General features: G+C 70.9%; 16 protein-coding genes. 9 read left to right on the plus strand and 7 right to left on the minus strand.

Going from position 1 to position 14921, the window contains the following annotated elements; genetic code table 11:
• Positions 1-3301 (minus strand): efflux RND transporter permease subunit (locus tag XM48_RS11800; protein ID WP_046456032.1); only part of this gene is annotated, 3301 nt, incomplete at its 3' end.
• A gap of 60 nt (positions 3302-3361) precedes the next feature.
• Between XM48_RS11800 and XM48_RS11805 the strand changes: the two genes are divergently transcribed.
• The gene (locus tag XM48_RS11805; protein ID WP_046456033.1) at positions 3362-4654 is read left to right on the plus strand and encodes a DUF445 domain-containing protein; all 1293 of its coding nucleotides are present in this window, start codon (positions 3362-3364) and stop codon (positions 4652-4654) included.
• Between the two features lie 27 nt (positions 4655-4681).
• On the opposite strand, the gene XM48_RS11810 is transcribed toward XM48_RS11805, so the two are convergent.
• The gene (locus tag XM48_RS11810; protein WP_046456034.1) at positions 4682-5326 is read right to left on the minus strand and encodes a hypothetical protein; all 645 of its coding nucleotides are present in this window, start codon (positions 5324-5326) and stop codon (positions 4682-4684) included.
• A 129-nt stretch (positions 5327-5455) separates the two neighbouring features.
• On the opposite strand from XM48_RS11810, the gene XM48_RS11815 reads away from it, so the two are divergent.
• Positions 5456-5641 (plus strand): DUF3073 domain-containing protein, encoded by a 186-nt coding sequence (locus XM48_RS11815; RefSeq protein ID WP_046456035.1) that lies wholly within the window; start codon positions 5456-5458, stop codon positions 5639-5641.
• Positions 5642-5875: 234 nt separating this feature from the next.
• Here XM48_RS11815 and purM read toward each other — a convergent pair whose 3' ends face one another.
• The gene (purM, locus tag XM48_RS11820; RefSeq protein ID WP_046456036.1) at positions 5876-6985 is read right to left on the minus strand and encodes a phosphoribosylformylglycinamidine cyclo-ligase; all 1110 of its coding nucleotides are present in this window, start codon (positions 6983-6985) and stop codon (positions 5876-5878) included.
• A gap of 108 nt (positions 6986-7093) precedes the next feature.
• On the opposite strand from purM, the gene purF reads away from it, so the two are divergent.
• Positions 7094-8554 (plus strand): amidophosphoribosyltransferase, encoded by a 1461-nt coding sequence (purF, locus tag XM48_RS11825; RefSeq protein WP_046456037.1) that lies wholly within the window; start codon positions 7094-7096, stop codon positions 8552-8554.
• 112 nt (positions 8555-8666) lie between these two features.
• Here purF and tatA read toward each other — a convergent pair whose 3' ends face one another.
• The 3 genes from tatA to XM48_RS11840 all read right to left on the minus strand — a co-directional run bounded on the left by tatA (position 8667) and on the right by XM48_RS11840 (position 9757).
• Positions 8667-8894, minus strand: coding sequence for a twin-arginine translocase TatA/TatE family subunit (tatA, locus tag XM48_RS11830; RefSeq protein ID WP_046456038.1), 228 nt, complete (start codon positions 8892-8894; stop codon positions 8667-8669).
• 33 nt (positions 8895-8927) lie between these two features.
• Positions 8928-9311 carry a hypothetical protein gene (locus XM48_RS11835; protein WP_046456039.1) on the minus strand — a complete coding sequence of 128 codons (384 nt, stop codon included), beginning with the start codon at positions 9309-9311 and terminating at the stop codon, positions 8928-8930.
• A gap of 74 nt (positions 9312-9385) precedes the next feature.
• Entirely contained in the window at positions 9386-9757 is a 372-nt protein-coding gene (locus XM48_RS11840) for a sterol carrier family protein (RefSeq protein WP_046456040.1), read from the minus strand.
• Positions 9758-9796: 39 nt separating this feature from the next.
• Between XM48_RS11840 and purD the strand changes: the two genes are divergently transcribed.
• The 6 genes from purD (at position 9797) to purQ (ending at position 14455) form a co-directional block, all read left to right on the plus strand.
• A complete protein-coding gene (purD, locus tag XM48_RS11845; RefSeq protein WP_046456041.1) occupies positions 9797-11062 on the plus strand; it encodes a phosphoribosylamine--glycine ligase in 1266 nt (421 codons plus the stop codon).
• 13 nt (positions 11063-11075) lie between these two features.
• Entirely contained in the window at positions 11076-11969 is an 894-nt protein-coding gene (locus XM48_RS11850; RefSeq protein ID WP_046456042.1) for a phosphoribosylaminoimidazolesuccinocarboxamide synthase, read from the plus strand.
• 69 nt (positions 11970-12038) lie between these two features.
• Positions 12039-12446: a VOC family protein gene (locus XM48_RS11855; protein ID WP_046456043.1), complete on the plus strand. Its 408-nt coding sequence runs from the start codon at positions 12039-12041 to the stop codon at positions 12444-12446.
• 83 nt (positions 12447-12529) lie between these two features.
• Positions 12530-13414 carry a VOC family protein gene (locus XM48_RS11860; RefSeq protein ID WP_046456044.1) on the plus strand — a complete coding sequence of 295 codons (885 nt, stop codon included), beginning with the start codon at positions 12530-12532 and terminating at the stop codon, positions 13412-13414.
• Positions 13415-13478: 64 nt separating this feature from the next.
• Positions 13479-13751, plus strand: coding sequence for a phosphoribosylformylglycinamidine synthase subunit PurS (purS, locus tag XM48_RS11865; protein ID WP_046456045.1), 273 nt, complete (start codon positions 13479-13481; stop codon positions 13749-13751).
• A complete protein-coding gene (gene purQ, locus XM48_RS11870) occupies positions 13751-14455 on the plus strand; it encodes a phosphoribosylformylglycinamidine synthase subunit PurQ (RefSeq protein WP_046456046.1) in 705 nt (234 codons plus the stop codon). Before purS ends, purQ begins: the two co-directional genes overlap by 1 nt.
• Before the next feature lie 64 nt (positions 14456-14519).
• On the opposite strand, the gene XM48_RS11875 is transcribed toward purQ, so the two are convergent.
• Positions 14520-14804, minus strand: a complete 285-nt coding sequence (locus XM48_RS11875; RefSeq protein ID WP_046456047.1) for a hypothetical protein — start codon at positions 14802-14804, stop codon at positions 14520-14522.
• Positions 14805-14921 lie beyond the last annotated feature (117 nt).

Here is a 14921-nt window from a genome sequence, read left to right on the forward strand (position 1 = left end):
CCGCGGCCGCGGCACCACCGCCGAGCTTCGGGCGGCGTCCACCGCCCGTGCGGCGCCCGGCGCGGCGCTCCTTGCGCCGCTCCCGCCCGTGCTCGACCGCGTAGTAGAGCGTGGGCAGCACGACGAGCGTCAGCACGGTCGAGGAGAGCAGGCCGCCGATCACCACGACCGCGAGCGGCTGCGAGATGAAGCCGCCGGATCCCGTGATGCCGAGGCCCATGGGCACGAGCGCCAGGATCGTCGCGAGCGCCGTCATGACGATGGGGCGCAGACGCAGGGAGGCGCCGTGCATCACCGCGTGGTGCAGGCTCTCGCCCCGGTCGCGCAGCTGGTTCACGAGGTCGATGAGCACGATCGCGTTGGTCACGACGATGCCCACGAGCATGAGCACGCCGATGAGCGAGGCCACACCGAGCGGGATGCCCGAGAGGATGAGGAGCAGGATCGCGCCGGTCGCCGCGAACGGCACCGAGATGAGCAGCAGCAGCGGCTGCAGCAGGCTGCGGAAGGTCGCGACCATGACCACGTAGACGATGAGGATCGCGGCGAGCAGCGCGAGGCCGAGCTGCCCGAAGGCCTCGCCCTGCTGCGACATGACGCCACCGATCTGGGCGTTCGCCCCGCTGGGCAGCTTGACCGAGTCGAGAGCATTGTTGACCTGCGTGCCCGCGGCGCTGAGATCGTCGCCCTTCGGCAGCGCCGACACCGTGACGATGCGCGCGCCGTCCTCGCTCTTCACCGAGACCGGACCGTCGGCGACCTTGACGGTCGCGAGGCGGTCGAGGCGGACCTCGCCCGACTGGGTCTGCACGGGCAGCGCCTTGACCCCGGCCTCGTTCGCGGGAGCTGTGCCAAGCGACAGGTAGACGGACGTGGTGGTGGAGTCGAGCACCACCTGGCCGACCTGCGCCGGCTGCATGCGCTGCGCGACCATGCTCGCGACCGCGGCCTCGCTGAGTCCGGCCCGCGTGGCCTTGTCGCGATCGACGACCACCTGCAGGTAGGGGCGCGACTGGCCGAGGTCGCTCTCGACCTGGATCAGACCCTTCTGCTTCTTGAGCTCGGCGACCATGGCCTCGCTCGCGGCGACCAGCGTCTTCTGATCGGGGGCGGTGACCTGCACCTCGATCGCGCTGGACTGGGTGATGCCGCCGCCCGACTGCCCGATCGAGAAGTCGCCGGCGTCCTTCAGGCCGTCGACGGCGGTGCGGATCCGATCCTGCACCGCGGCCTGATCGGCATCCTCGCGCGTGGTGATCGCGTAGGTCACGCTGCCGTCGCTGCCCCCGCCGCCGAACATGGCCGCGGCGCCGCCCGAGCTGCCGATCGTGACCTGCACCGTCTCGACGTCGGAGATCTTCTTCAGTTCGGCCTCGACCCGCTCGGCCTGCTTCAGCTGCGCGTCGAGGCTCGTGCCCGGCGCGAGGGTCTGCGTGAGACCGACCGAGTTCTGCTCGTCGGAGCCGATGAAGTTGGTCTTCATGAGCGGCGCCGCGGCCATGGTCCCGACGAAGATCGCGACGGCGACGCCGAGCGTGATGACGGGGTGCGCCAGGGTCCACCCGATGATCGGGCGGTACCCGCGCTGCATCGCGTTCTCGGGCTCGTCGTCGATGGCCGGCCCCGAGTGCTCGGCCGCGTGCGCCGTGTTCCCCGCGGCGTGGGCAGGAGCGTGCTTCACCCGGATGAACCAGTAGGCCAGCACGGGCACGATGGTGAGCGCGACGAGCAGGGATGCGATGAGCGCGATGGTCACCGTGAAGGCGAACGGCCGGAACAGCTCGCCGACCATGCCGCTGACGAAGGCGAGCGGCAGGAACACGGCGACGGTGGTGGCCGTCGACGCCGTGATGGCGCCCGCGACCTCGCGCACCGCCGCGACGATCGCGCGACCCCGGTCGGTGACGCCCGGATGCGAGAGGTGCCGCTTGATGTTCTCGATGACCACGATCGAGTCGTCGACCACGCGGCCGATCGAGATGGTCAGCGCGCCGAGCGTCAGCATGTTCAGCGTGTAGTCGGCGAAGTTGAGCCCGATGAAGGTGAGCAGCACCGAGGTCGGGATGGAGATGGCGGTGACGATCGTGGCCCGCACCGAGAGCAGGAACACCAGGATCACGATGATCGCGAAGCCGAGTCCGAGCAGCCCCTCGGTGGTGAGCGAGTGGATCGAGCGCTCCACGTAGGGCGCCTGGTCGAAGACGACCTTCAGCTGGGCGCCGTCGAGCTCCTTCTCGAGCTTCGGCAGTTCGTCCTGCACGGCCTTCGAGACGTCGACCGTGTTGGCCGAGGAGATCTTGGTGACGCCGATGGTGACCGCGGGCTTGCCGTCGACGCGCGAGATGCCTTGCACGGGGTTCGGCTCGAGCGCGACCTTGGCCACGTCCCCGATGGTGACCGTCGGCAGCGGCTCCGCCGCACTCTGGTTCTGAGTCTGCGCGCTCTGGCCTTGGCCCTGCTCCTGCGCGGCCGCGCCCTGCCCCTGCTGCTGGCTCGGGCGCTGCGCCTGCTGCTGCGCGGCCTGCTGCTGCGCCTGCGCCGCGAGCAGTTCGGGGCTGCGCACGAGCGGCAGTGCCTTGATGTCGTCGACGCTGGAGATCTTGGACCCGGCCTGCACGGCGAGCGTGCGGTCGCCGTCGGTCACGGTGCCGGCGGCGACGAGCACGCCGTTCTGCTGGAGCGCATCGGTGATCGACTGCGCGGTCAGGGCCTCCTCGCCCAGCTTCGCGAGGTCCGGGGTCACGGTGACGCGGTCGCCGCGGGCGCCGACGAGCTGGGCGTCGCGCACGCCCGTCAGGTCCTTGATCTTGGGCACCGCGAGGCGCTCGACCGCCTTCGCCGTCGTCTCGGCGTCGCCGCCCGAGGGCGGGGTCACGGCGATCTGCACGACCGGGAAGTCGTCGATGCTGCCCGACATGACCTGCGGGTCCACGTCCTTCGGCAGCACCTTCGAGAGCCGGCTGATGGCCCGCTCCACCTTCTGCTGCGTGGCCGCGGTGTCGACGCCGTAGGTGAACTGCGCGATCACGGTGGATGCGCCCGTGGACGAGGTCGCCGTGGTGTGCTCGAGGTTCGGCACGCTCTTGAGCGCCGTCTCGATCGGCGTCGAGACGTCGTTGCTCACCACCTCGGGAGAGGCGCCCGGGTAGCTGGTGATGACCGCCACCGCCGGGTATTCGACCGAGGGCATGAGCTCCTGCTTGAGGGAGCCGATGCTGATCACTCCGAAGACCGCGGCGACCACCGTGACGAGTGCGATGAGCGCGCGGTTCTTCAGGCTGAGCCTGGTGAGGAGATGCATGGGCCTCATTCTTCCATGCGCGGGTGACACGGCGGCCCCGCGCGGGTGGATAATGCTGCAATGCCGTTTCGCACCCGCCGCACCCTCGGTGCCGTCACCCCAGCGGACTTCGAGCGTCTGGCGCAGCTGAGGCGCATGCAGGCCATCGCGCTGGGACTCCTCATCGCGATGGGCGTGGTCTTCGTCGTCTCGTTCGCCCTGCAGCAGCGGTTCCCCTGGCTGGGCTACGTGCGCGCCGCCAGCGAGGGCGGCATGGTCGGCGCCCTCGCCGACTGGTTCGCCGTCACCGCCCTGTTCCGGCACCCACTCGGGCTCCGGATCCCCCACACCAATCTGATCTCGAACAAGAAGGATGAGATCGGCGAGGGACTGGGGTCCTTCATCGAGGAGAACTTCCTCGCGGACGACGTCGTCCACGCCAAGCTCTCCGAGATCAGCGGCGCGCGCATGGCCGGCGAGTGGCTGCGCGATCCCGGCAACGCCGAGCGCGCGGGCACGATCCTGTCCGAGGCCGGCACCGCCGCGCTCACAGTGCTCGACGATCGCGATGTGCAGGACCTCATCGAAGGGCTCGTGCGCAAGCACGTCATCGATCCGAAGTGGGGACCCACCGTGGGCCACGGCCTGGAGACGGTGCTCGACGCGGGCCACCACGAATCGCTCATCGACATCGCGGCGGATCACCTGGAGCACTGGCTCGTCGCCCATCCCGAGGCCTTCGACCGGGTCGTCTCCTCCCGCCTGCCCAGCTGGGTGCCGAGCATCGTCGACCGCTTCGTCGACAACCGCCTGCACGCCGAGGCCGTGCGCTTCGCGCAGAACGTGGCGAGGGATCGTTCGCACCCGTTCCGCGCGGCGGCGAACAGCTTCCTGCGCGACCTCGCTCGGGACCTCGGGCAGAAGCCCGAGCTGCAGGATCAGCTCGAAGCGCTGAAGCACGAGATCTTCGACAGCCCGCGCATTCGCGCCCTTGCCGCGAGCACCTGGGCCTCCGCCCGGGCCGCGCTCGTCGAGATGCTCGCCGACCCGTCGAGCGAGCTGCGCACCCGGCTGGTTTCGGCGATGCAGGACTTCGGCCGCCGCCTCCTCGAGGACGCCACCCTGCAGTACAAGATCGACGTCTGGGTGATGAACGCGGTCGAGCACGTCGTCCGACGCTCGCGCCACGAGATCGCGAGCGTCGTCACCGAGACGGTGCAGCGGTGGGACGCCAGCGAGGCCGCCGAGAAGATCGAGCTCCAGGTCGGCAAGGACCTGCAGTTCATCCGGATCAACGGCACCGTGGTCGGCTCGCTCGCCGGTCTCGCGATCTACACGATCGCGACCCTGGTCATCGCCCCGCTCGTGAGCTGAGCCGACTCGGCCCCGGTCCGCGCCGCGCTACTGCGCGAAGGCGATCGGCAGCTGCATGTCCTGCACCCGATCCTGCGCCGCGGTGTGATCGGCGCGCGTAGTGATGGCGCAGGCCACCTTGCGGCAGTCGAGGCCGTCCGAGCTCGCCTCCGGCACGAGCACCCGGGCGGTGAACGCGCCCTTGGAGGCGTCGGCGTAGCCGTGGCTCGCGAACGCCTTCCAGGCCCAGTCGTCGGTGATCCAGACGCTCGGCTGCGCGCCCTCCTTCGCAGCCTTCCCCTGCTCGGCGCCCTTCGGGATCCCACCGAGGCACGGCGACGGCTTGCGGCCCGGCTCGGCCGGGATCGCGCACACGCCGACGTATATGCCGATCGACGCATCGAAGCCGGTCCCGGTCACCACGAGCTCGCTCCCCGGTGCGACTCGCGCGAGATCCGCGGGCTTCCCGTCGGGTGTGCGCACCTCGACGGTGCGCGTGCGACCGTCGGCGCCGGTGGCCTTCGACTCGCTCGCGAAGCCCTGCGGGACGGCCTGTCCGGAGCCTCCGGCGCTCTGGTGGGTCAGGATCGGCACGAGGATCGCGACCACGGCGACGAGCACGACGACGGCGACGGCGAGCACGGCGATCAGGATCGCTCGGGCCGGGCGTCGTCTGGGCTGGGTTGCACTCACGCGATCATGCTAGCTCGCGGGCGTGGGGGAAGCGGACCGTGATAAGCTTGCGCCCATACGTCGATATTGTCAGGTCCATGCCTCGCGGAACATTCTTTCGCGGGGCCCGAATGTGTAAGGGGGTCACGCATGGGGCGCGGCCGTCAAAAGGCAAAGCACACCAAGGTCGCACGGGAGCTGAAGTATTTCAGCCCCAACACCGACCTGTCTCAGCTGGAGCGGGAGCTCGCAGCGGGGCAGCATTCGGACGAAGATGCGTGGGCCGAATACGCTGACAAGTACAACGACGACTCCGGCGACGAAGAGGAGAAGTGAGGCAGGTCCTCACCCTCTGAGCCGAACGCCCCGTGAGACGGGGCGTTCGTCGTTTCTCACGCACGAGACCGTGCGATCACGTCCCCGACGTTCGTGATCGCACGGTCTTCGTGCTGTCCGGGCGATGACCGGTTCCGCTGCGGTGCGCGGATGCGCCGAGGGCGGACACCGACTCGATCGGCGCCCGCCCTCGGCGGTGTCGCTCCGCGATCGCGGGGCGCCCGGTCGCGAACGCTATGCCGCGAACGCTCCGGTGAGGCGCACTGCGCCGCCGTCGACGCCCTTGGCGCCCTGCTCGAAGCCGGTGAAGTCGCGGGCCGCGGTCGAGACGGTACCCGTCTGCCAGACCGTGAGGCCCTCGGCACGCAGCCGCTCGGCGACCCGCTCGGCGCGCGCGGCCTCGACCACGGCGAACATGCCGATGCCGAGGTTCCAGGCGCCCTCGACCGATTCGAGCGAGTGCCCGCCCAGATCGGCGAGGTGACGGAACACGGGCAGCGGCGACCAGCTGGCGCGGTCGACCTCGGTCCAGGAGCCGACCGGCAGCACGCGGGCGAGGTTCGCCGCGATGCCGCCTCCGGTGACGTGGCTGAGCGCATGGATCGCACCGTCGAGCTCGGGATCCTCGATCGCGCGGAGCAGCGGCGAGGTGTAGAGCGCCGTCGGTACGAGCAGGGCCTCGCCGTAGTTCGAGCCGAGCTCGGCGCTGTGGTCGGCGTAGCCGATGCCGCGCTCGGCGAGGATGTGGCGCACGAGCGAGAAGCCGTTGGAGTGCAGACCGGACGCGCCCATCGCGAGCACGACGTCGCCGTCGGCGACGCGCTCGGGCCCGAGCACGCGGTCGGCCTCGACCACGCCCACGGCCGCGCCGGCCACGTCGTAGTCGTCGACGCCCAGCAGGCCGGGGTGCTCGGCGGTCTCCCCGCCGACGAGGGCGGTGCCGGTGGCCTCGCAGGCTTCGGCGATGCCGCGGACGATGTCGGCGATGCGCTGCGGAACGACCTTGCCGCAGGCGATGTAGTCGGTCATGGCGAGCGGCTTCGCGCCGACCACCACGATGTCGTCGACGATCATGGCGACGAGATCCTGGCCGATGGTGTGGTGGATGTCCATGGCCTGCGCGATCGCGACCTTGGTGCCGACGCCGTCGGTCGCGCTCGCGAGCAGCGGGCGGCGGTACTCCTTGAGTGCCGACGCGTCGAAGAGGCCGGCGAAACCGCCCACCCCGCCGATGACCTCGGGACCGTGGGTCCGCGCCACCGCGGACTTCATCAGCTCGACGGCGAGGTCACCCGCAGCAGTATCGACTCCGGACTGGGCATAGATCGACGAGTTCTCGCTCACCCTGCCAGCGTACCCGGTCGCGGTCGCAGTCCAGGCCGGATGTGGGAGACTGGTCGGAGTCTCGTTTTCGTGGCCTCCCGCCCGTCTCGTTAGGGGAACACACGCAGCATGTGTGGCATCGTCGGCATCGTCTCATCGGATCCCGTCAACCAGCAGATCTATGACAGCCTCCTTCTGCTGCAGCATCGCGGACAGGACTCGACGGGCATCGCGACCGCCGAGGGCGACCAGTTCCACATGGTCAAGGCACGCGGACAGGTGCGCGAGGCGTACCGCACCCGCGACATGCGCAGCCTCGCCGGCACCGTCGGCCTCGGGCACGTGCGCTACGCGACGCGCGGCAACGCCCACCGTGAGGAGGAGGCGCAGCCGTTCTACGTGAACGCCCCCTACGGCATCATCCTCGTGCATAACGGCAACCTGACGAACACGCGCGAGCTCACCGCGGAGCTCTACAACGTGGATCGCCGCCACCTCAACACCCACTCGGACACCGAGCTGCTGCTCAACGTGCTCGCCAACGAACTGCAGTCGGGCATCCGCGGGCTCTCGTCGCTCGGCATCGACCAGGTGTTCGACGCCGTCGCGCGCGTGCACCGCAGGATCGAGGGCTCCTACTCGGTGATCTCGATGATCGCCGGGCACGGCCTGCTCGCCTTCCGCGACCCCTTCGGGATCCGCCCGCTCGTGCTCGGTCGCCGGTCGACCGAACAGGGCGACGACTGGATCGTCGCGTCCGAGTCGCTCGTGCTCGAGTCCGGCGGCTACGAGGTCGTGCGCGACGTCGAGCCCGGCGAAGCGATCCTCATCTCGCCCGACGGCACGATGTCGTCGCGCCAGTGCGCGCAGAACCCCGAGTTGGTGCCCTGCGCCTTCGAGTACATCTACCTCGCGCGCCCCGACTCCGTGCTCAGCGGTATCTCGGTCTACGAGGCGCGGCTGCGGCTCGGCAACGAGCTCGCCGACCAGGTCCGCGCCGAGCTGCCGGATCTCGACATCGACGTCGTCATGCCGATCCCCGACTCGGGCCGACCGAGCGCCATGCAGCTCGCGCAGCGCCTCGGCGTGCCCTACCGTGAGGGCTTCTTCAAGAACCACTACGTCGGCCGCACGTTCATCATGCCCGGACAGGCGGTGCGCAAGCGCAGCGTTCGGCAGAAGCTGAACGCGATGCACGCCGAGTTCCGCGGCAAGAACGTGCTGCTCGTCGACGACTCGATCGTGCGCGGCACCACCTCGCGCGAGATCGTCGAGATGGCCCGTGCCGCCGGCGCCAAGTCGGTCACCTTCGCGTCCGCCGCTCCCCCGGTGCTGTTCCCCCACGTCTACGGCATCAACATGCCGACGCGCGCCGAGCTCATCGCGCACGGTCGCACCACCGAGGAGATCGCCGCCGAGCTCGGCGCCGACCACCTCATCTACCAGACCGTCGAGGGCATGGACCGTGCCATCATGGCCGGCCAGAGCCATGTGACCCGGCTCGAGCAGAGCTGTTTCACGGGCGAGTACATCGCCGGCGACGTCGACGAGGAGTACCTCGCCTGGGTGGAGTCGAGCCAGACCAGCTAGTCGCGTCGGGTGGGGCGCTGCGCTGAGGGTGAGCGCGGCACCCCGCCCCGCAACACGAGAAAGCGGGCGATCACCGAGGTGATCGCCCGCTTTCGCAGTTCGTGGGGAGCCGCTACGGCTTCTCGGGAGCCGGCTTGCCCGAATCGGGGTCAGCGGATTCCGACTTCGCGGTGCCGTCGGCCTCGGCCGGCTTGTCGGCGTCGTTCGAGACCTCCTTGCGGAGGATCCGTGCGGACTGGCCCAGGCTCTTGGCGAGCGCCGGCAGCTTCGGCGCGCCGAAGAGCAGCAGGATGATGAAGAGGATGATGACGAAGTGCCATCCGCTCAGGTTGCCAAGCATGTGGGATCGCTCCGATCGAGTCGAGGTCTGTGTCTATCGTACGTCAGTCAGCTCTGCCGTGGCAGAACCGGTTCGCCGACGTGCGACGGCGCCGAGGATGACGGCCAGGATCCCGCCGAGCATCAGGCCGATGCCAGCGCCGATCATGCCGGTGAACCCGGCGACCTGCACCATCGAGTACTCGCCCACCGCGGGGTTGTTCTGGATGGGGAGGAACAGGCAGGCGATCGCGCTCACCAGGCCGCCCAGGATCGCGAAACCGACGACGACGCGGCCGTAGCGCACCGAGCGGCGCACGCCCACCTCGACCTCGGTGACCGTGGCGACCGCGGCCGGGACGGCCGCCTCGGCGCCCTCGGGCGCGGTCGACTGGGCCGAGTCGGCGGACTCGGGGATCACGGCATCGGCGGTACTCATACCCCTATTGTCTCAGGTTCGCCTGTGAACCGGATCCGGTGCCGCCGGGCGGCGGGTACCGGCGGCGGGCCCGTTCAGCCGAGCCAGGTCGGCCGGATCAGCGGGAGCAGCGGCGCGAGGTCGGTGCGCAGGCCCGAGGCGATGACCCGGGTGCTGCCGAGCGCATCCTCCCAGGCGAGTCCGCCCGTGCCGAGCGCGACCCACGTCTCGGGGTCGGTCTCGATCACGCTCGGGGGCGTGCCCCGCGTGTGCTTCGGGCCGGCGACGCACTGTACGGCGCCGAACGGCGGCACCCGAACTTCGACGGCGTTGCCCGGAGCCCGCTCGGCGAGCTCCTCCAGCAGGAACCGCACGGCCGTGGCCCGATTGCCCCGGTCCGTCGCGCCCTCGAGCACCGCGCGCACGGCCGCACGCCCCTCGCCGTCCCCGATCCTGCGCTTCGCCATGCGATCCACTCTAGAGCCGGCTCCCGCTACTCTGGAGCGGTGAAGATCCTCGTGCTGGGCCCGGGTGCCCGCGAACACGCCATCGTCCGCGCCCTGCTCGCCGAAGCGGCCGAGCACGAGATCGTCTGCGCTCCCGGCAACGCCGGGATCGCGGCGGAGGGCGTCGAGACGCCCGAGCTCGCCTACACCGACCCCGAGGCCGTCGCGGCGTTCGTGCGGGATCGCGGCTTCGACCTCGTCGTGGTCGGCCCCGAGGCCCCGCTCGTCGCGGGCGTCGCGGATCCGCTGCGCGCCGCGGGCGTGCCGGTGTTCGGCCCCGACGCCGCCGCAGCGCAGCTCGAGGGATCCAAGGCGTTCGCGAAGCGGATCATGGACGAGGCGGGCGTGCCGACCGGCCGCGCGGCCCGCGTCGCGTCGGTCGAGGAGGCCGGCCCCGTGCTCGACGAGTTCGGCGCCCCCTACGTGGTCAAGGCCGACGGCCTCGCCGCGGGCAAGGGCGTGCTCGTCACCGAGGATCGCGCCGCCGCGCTCGACCACGTCGCCACCTGGGCCCCGCACGGCGAGGTGCTGGTCGAGGAGTTCCTCGACGGCCAGGAGGTCTCGCTCTTCTTCTTCGCCGACGGCCACGACGTAGTGCCCCTCACTCCGGCGCAGGACTACAAGCGCATCTTCGACGGCGACGCGGGTCCCAACACCGGCGGCATGGGCGCCTATTCGCCGCTGCCCTGGCTGCCGGGCGGGGTCGACGCGTTCGTCGAGGAGATCACCCGCACCGTCGCGCTCCCCACCGTGCGCCGGCTCGAGGCCGAGGGCACCCCGTTCTCGGGCCTGCTCTACTGCGGCCTCATCGTCACGTCGAAGGGCGTGCGCGTCATCGAGTTCAACGCGCGCTTCGGCGATCCCGAGACGCAGGTCGTGCTCGCCCGCCTCGAGTCGCCGCTGAGCCGGTACCTGCTCGCATCGGCGCAGGGCGCCCTCGCCGATCTGCCGGCCCCCGAGTTCTCCGACGAGCCCGCCGTGATCGTCGTGGTCGCGGGCGAGGGCTACCCGGGCGACGTGACCACCGGCCGCGAGCTGACCGGGCTCGACGCCGCTGCCGAGGTGCCGGGCGTGCACCTCGTGCACGCCGCCACCGCGCGCACCGACGACGGCGGCTGGATCGCGACCGGCGGCCGCGTACTCGGCGTCGTCGCGCGCGGCGAGGACTTCGCCGCGGCCCGCGCCCGAGCCTACGACGCGGTCGACCGCATCGGGCTCGAGGGCGGCCAGCACCGCACCGACATCGCCGCGCGCGTCGCGAACTGACCAGGAGGATCCCGTGACCCAGCTCCCCGCACCGCTCGAGCTCGCCGGGTGGACCCACGTCTACTCGGGCAAGGTCCGTGACCTGTACGTGCCCGAGGGGCGCACCCGCGACGACTCCCCCGTGCTGCTCGTGGTGGCGAGCAACCGGGTCAGCGCGTTCGACCACGTGCTCGATCCCGAGATCCCCGGCAAGGGCGCGCTGCTCACCGAGCTCTCGAACTGGTGGTTCGATCGGATCGAGCTGCCCAACCACCTCGTGCCCGCCGGAACCACGGACGTCCCGCCGGTGCCCGCCGAGGTCGCCGACCGCGCGGTCGTCAGCCGCCGCCTCGAGATGCACCCCGTCGAGTGCGTCGTGCGCGGCGCGCTGACCGGATCCGGCTACGCCGAGTACACCCGCACCGGGGCGGTGTGCGGCATCGAGCTGCCCGCGGGGATCGCCGACGGCGACCTGCTGCCCGAGCCGATCTACACCCCCGCCTACAAGGCACCCCTCGGCGAGCATGACGAGAACATCACCTACGAGCGCTCGGTCGAGCTCGTCGGCGCTGAGGCTGCGGCCGCGCTGCGCGACGCCTCGCTCGCGATCTTCACCGCGGCGCGCGAGCTCGCGGCCGAGCGCGGTGTGATCCTCGCCGACACCAAGTTCGAGTTCGGCATCGACCCCGCCACCGGCGAGCTGGTGCTGGCCGACGAGGTGCTCACGAGCGACTCGTCGCGGTACTGGGACGGCAGGATCTACGCCGCCGGCGGCCCCGGCCGCCTGGCGAGCTTCGACAAGCAGATCGTGCGCGACTGGCTCGCGGCGAACTGGGACAAGCAGGGCGTGCCGCCCGTGCTGCCCTCCGAGATCGTCGAGCGCACGCGCGAGCGCTACCAGGAGCTGCTCGACCGCCTGACCTCTTAGACCATCGCGAGCGCGGTCCCGTTTCGGCCCGCTCTTGCGCCGCCCGATCGCCTCGGCGACACTGACGGCATGGAACAGCGGGTCAGCTTCATCACCCTCGCGGTCGCGGACGTCGCACGCAGCCGAGCCTTCTACGTCGACGGCCTCGGCTGGACGCCGATCTTCGAGGACGACGAGGTGGTGATGCTGCCCGTCGGTGCGCACCTGATCCTGTCGCTCTGGAGCGTCGAAGGCTTCACCTCCGAGATCGGTGAGGCCCCGGCCGAAGGCCTCGCCCCGATCACCCTCGCGCACAACGTCGCTACCGAGGCGGAGGCCGACGCGGTCCTCGCACTCGCCGAGACGCTCGGGGCCGTCGCGCAGCCCGCGCAGCGCCGCGAGTGGGGCGGCTACTCGGGCTACTTCCGCGACCCCGACGGGTTCCGCTGGGAGATCGCGGTCAACGCGGGCGAGAGCGGCGCGTACGTGCTGCCGTGATCCTGCGGGAATGCCCGCGGTACCCGGAGCGTTCCAGCAGGACGACCCGACCCCGCCCCCACCGGAAAGCCGACGCACCGCTCATGACCGCCCAGCTCCAGACCGACCTGCTGCCCGACGCTACCGCGATGGGCGCGGTCACGCTCGCCGTCGCCGATCTCGACCGCATGCTCGACTTCTACCACGGCGCGATGGGCCTGCAGGTGCTCGCTCAGGAGCGCGGCACCGCGATCCTCGGCCGCCGAGGCGTGCCCGTGCTGGTGCTCGACCAGGACGGCGCGCTCGCGCACGCCCCGGCGACGGCGGCCGGGCTGTACCACACGGCGTTCCTCTTCGAATCGGCCGCCGAGCTCGCCTCGGTCGTCGCCTCCGTCGCCCGCGGCTACGCCGCCCGGTTCCAGGGATCCAGCGACCACCTCGTGTCGGAGGCCTTCTACTTCGCGGACCCCGAGGGCAACGGCGTCGAGCTCTACGTCGACCGGCCGCGTGACACCTGGAGCATCGCGAACGGTGGCGAGATCACCATGGGGACGCTCCCCCTCGACCCGAACCGCTACCTGCAGGAGCACCTCACCGAGGCCGGATCCCTGGCGGTCGCCGACACACCCGCATCGGTGGGCCACGTGCACCTCAAGGTCGGCGACATCGCCTCGGCCCGCGCGTTCTACGTCGACACCCTCGGCTTCGCCGTCACCGCGACCCTGCGCGACCAGGCGCTCTTCGTCTCGGCCGGCGGATACCACCACCACCTCGGCATGAACACGTGGGAGTCGCGCGGCGCGGGCGAGCGGTCCCCCGCGCTCGGCCTCGGCGAGGTGACCATCGAGCTGCCCACCGCCGACGCGATCGGGGCGCTCTCGGAGCGGCTCGGATCCCGAGGCGTCGCCCGCGAGTTCGACGGCCGGGAACTCACCGTTCTCGACCCGTGGCGCAACCGGGTCCGCGTGCGGGTGAGCGGCTCCGAGTAGCCGGTAGACTGGCCGGAGCGCGACCGCGCCGATTCGATGCCAGCGCCGATGGACGGAGACCCGGGTGCCCACGATTGTTGTTGATGTCATGCCCAAGGCCGAGCTGCTCGACCCGCAGGGCAAGGCCACGTCGGGAGCCCTCGACCGCCTCGGTCACGGCCGCTTCCACGACGTCCGCATCGGCAAGCGCTTCGAGCTGAACGTCGACGGCGAGGTCACCGCGGAGGTGCTCGCCGAGGTGCGCACCGTCGCGAACGAGATCCTCTCGAACGCGGTCATCGAGGACGTCGTCGCGATCAGCGTCGACGGCGAGGCCGTAGCGGTCGAGGCCCAGTGATGTCGGCCCGCATCGGCGTCGTCACCTTCCCCGGCTCGCTCGACGACCGCGACGCGCAGCGCGCGATCCGCCTCGCCGGCGCCGAGCCCGTCGCCCTGTGGCACGCGGATCACGACCTGCAGGGCGTCGACGCGATCGTGCTGCCCGGCGGCTTCAGCTACGGCGACTACCTGCGCCCCGGCGCCATCGCCGCGGTGTCGCCCATCATGACCGAGGTCGTGTCCGCCGCGAAGGCGGGCATGCCCGTGCTCGGCATCTGCAACGGCTTCCAGGTGCTCGTCGAGGCGCACCTGCTGCCCGGCGGTCTGATCCGCAACGCGCACCAGCAGTTCATCCGCCGCGATCAGAAGCTCATCGTCGAGAACGCGCGCACTGCGTGGACGATCGACTTCGCGCAGGGCGAAGAGATCACCATCCCGCTGAAGAACGGCGACGGCGGCTACATCGCCGACGACGAGACGCTGAAGCGCATCGAGGGCGAGGGGCTCGTCGCGTTCCGCTACGCGGGCGTCAACCCCAACGGCTCCCTCAACGACATCGCGGGCCTCACCAACGAGCGCGGCAACGTGGTCGGCCTCATGCCGCACCCCGAGCACGCGGTCGAGGCCGGCTTCGGCCCCGATACGCCCGAGGCGATGCGCTCGGGCCTCGACGGCGCGAAGTTCTTCACGAGCGCCGTGCAGGCGCTCGCCGCGCGGGTCTGACCCGCCGGCACCCCGCATACGACGAAGCCCGCCCGCCCCTCACGGGGCCGGGCGGGCTTCGTCGTCACAGCAGAGCTTCAGAGGAGGTGCGTGCTTCGCGGCGTTCACGCCTCAGTGACACGAGCCCCAGGTAGACGGCGCTCAGCGCGATCGCTGCGAGCGTGGCGATCCGCGGCTCGGAGAGACCCGCGAGCAGCCCCATCGGGACCGATCCCAGCACCCCGGCGCTGAGTCCGAGCACGAGCGATCCGGATACGGACATCGTCCAGCCCAGGTGCCGTCTCGCCCGGCATCGGAGCGCGAAGCAGATCGCACCGATCACCACTCCGGCGAGGGCGTTCGGAAGCATCAGAAGGCCGCCGCCCCAGACCAGCCGGCCCCCGAACTCGTAGGGGGCTCGATGAGATCAGGATGAGGATGCACACGACGAAGGGCGCGCCCATCGCGATCGCCTGAGAACCATCAG

Source organism: Leucobacter sp. Ag1, from assembly GCF_000980875.1.
Lineage (GTDB): Bacteria > Actinomycetota > Actinomycetes > Actinomycetales > Microbacteriaceae > Leucobacter > Leucobacter iarius.

Excerpts from the sequence above, each read along its gene's own strand:
- XM48_RS11805 (WP_046456033.1), top strand. The coding sequence starts at position 3,362 with ATGCCGTTTCGCACCCGCCGCACCCTCGGTGCCGTCACCCCAGCGGAC.
- XM48_RS11815 (WP_046456035.1), top strand. The coding sequence starts at position 5,456 with ATGGGGCGCGGCCGTCAAAAGGCAAAGCACACCAAGGTCGCACGGGAG.
- purF (WP_046456037.1), top strand. The coding sequence starts at position 7,094 with ATGTGTGGCATCGTCGGCATCGTCTCATCGGATCCCGTCAACCAGCAG.
- tatA (WP_046456038.1), bottom strand. The coding sequence starts at position 8,894 with ATGCTTGGCAACCTGAGCGGATGGCACTTCGTCATCATCCTCTTCATC.
- XM48_RS11835 (WP_046456039.1), bottom strand. The coding sequence starts at position 9,311 with ATGAGTACCGCCGATGCCGTGATCCCCGAGTCCGCCGACTCGGCCCAG.
- XM48_RS11840 (WP_046456040.1), bottom strand. The coding sequence starts at position 9,757 with ATGGCGAAGCGCAGGATCGGGGACGGCGAGGGGCGTGCGGCCGTGCGC.
- XM48_RS11855 (WP_046456043.1), top strand. The coding sequence starts at position 12,039 with ATGGAACAGCGGGTCAGCTTCATCACCCTCGCGGTCGCGGACGTCGCA.
- XM48_RS11860 (WP_046456044.1), top strand. The coding sequence starts at position 12,530 with ATGACCGCCCAGCTCCAGACCGACCTGCTGCCCGACGCTACCGCGATG.
- purQ (WP_046456046.1), top strand. The coding sequence starts at position 13,751 with ATGTCGGCCCGCATCGGCGTCGTCACCTTCCCCGGCTCGCTCGACGAC.
- XM48_RS11875 (WP_046456047.1), bottom strand. The coding sequence starts at position 14,804 with ATGCTTCCGAACGCCCTCGCCGGAGTGGTGATCGGTGCGATCTGCTTC.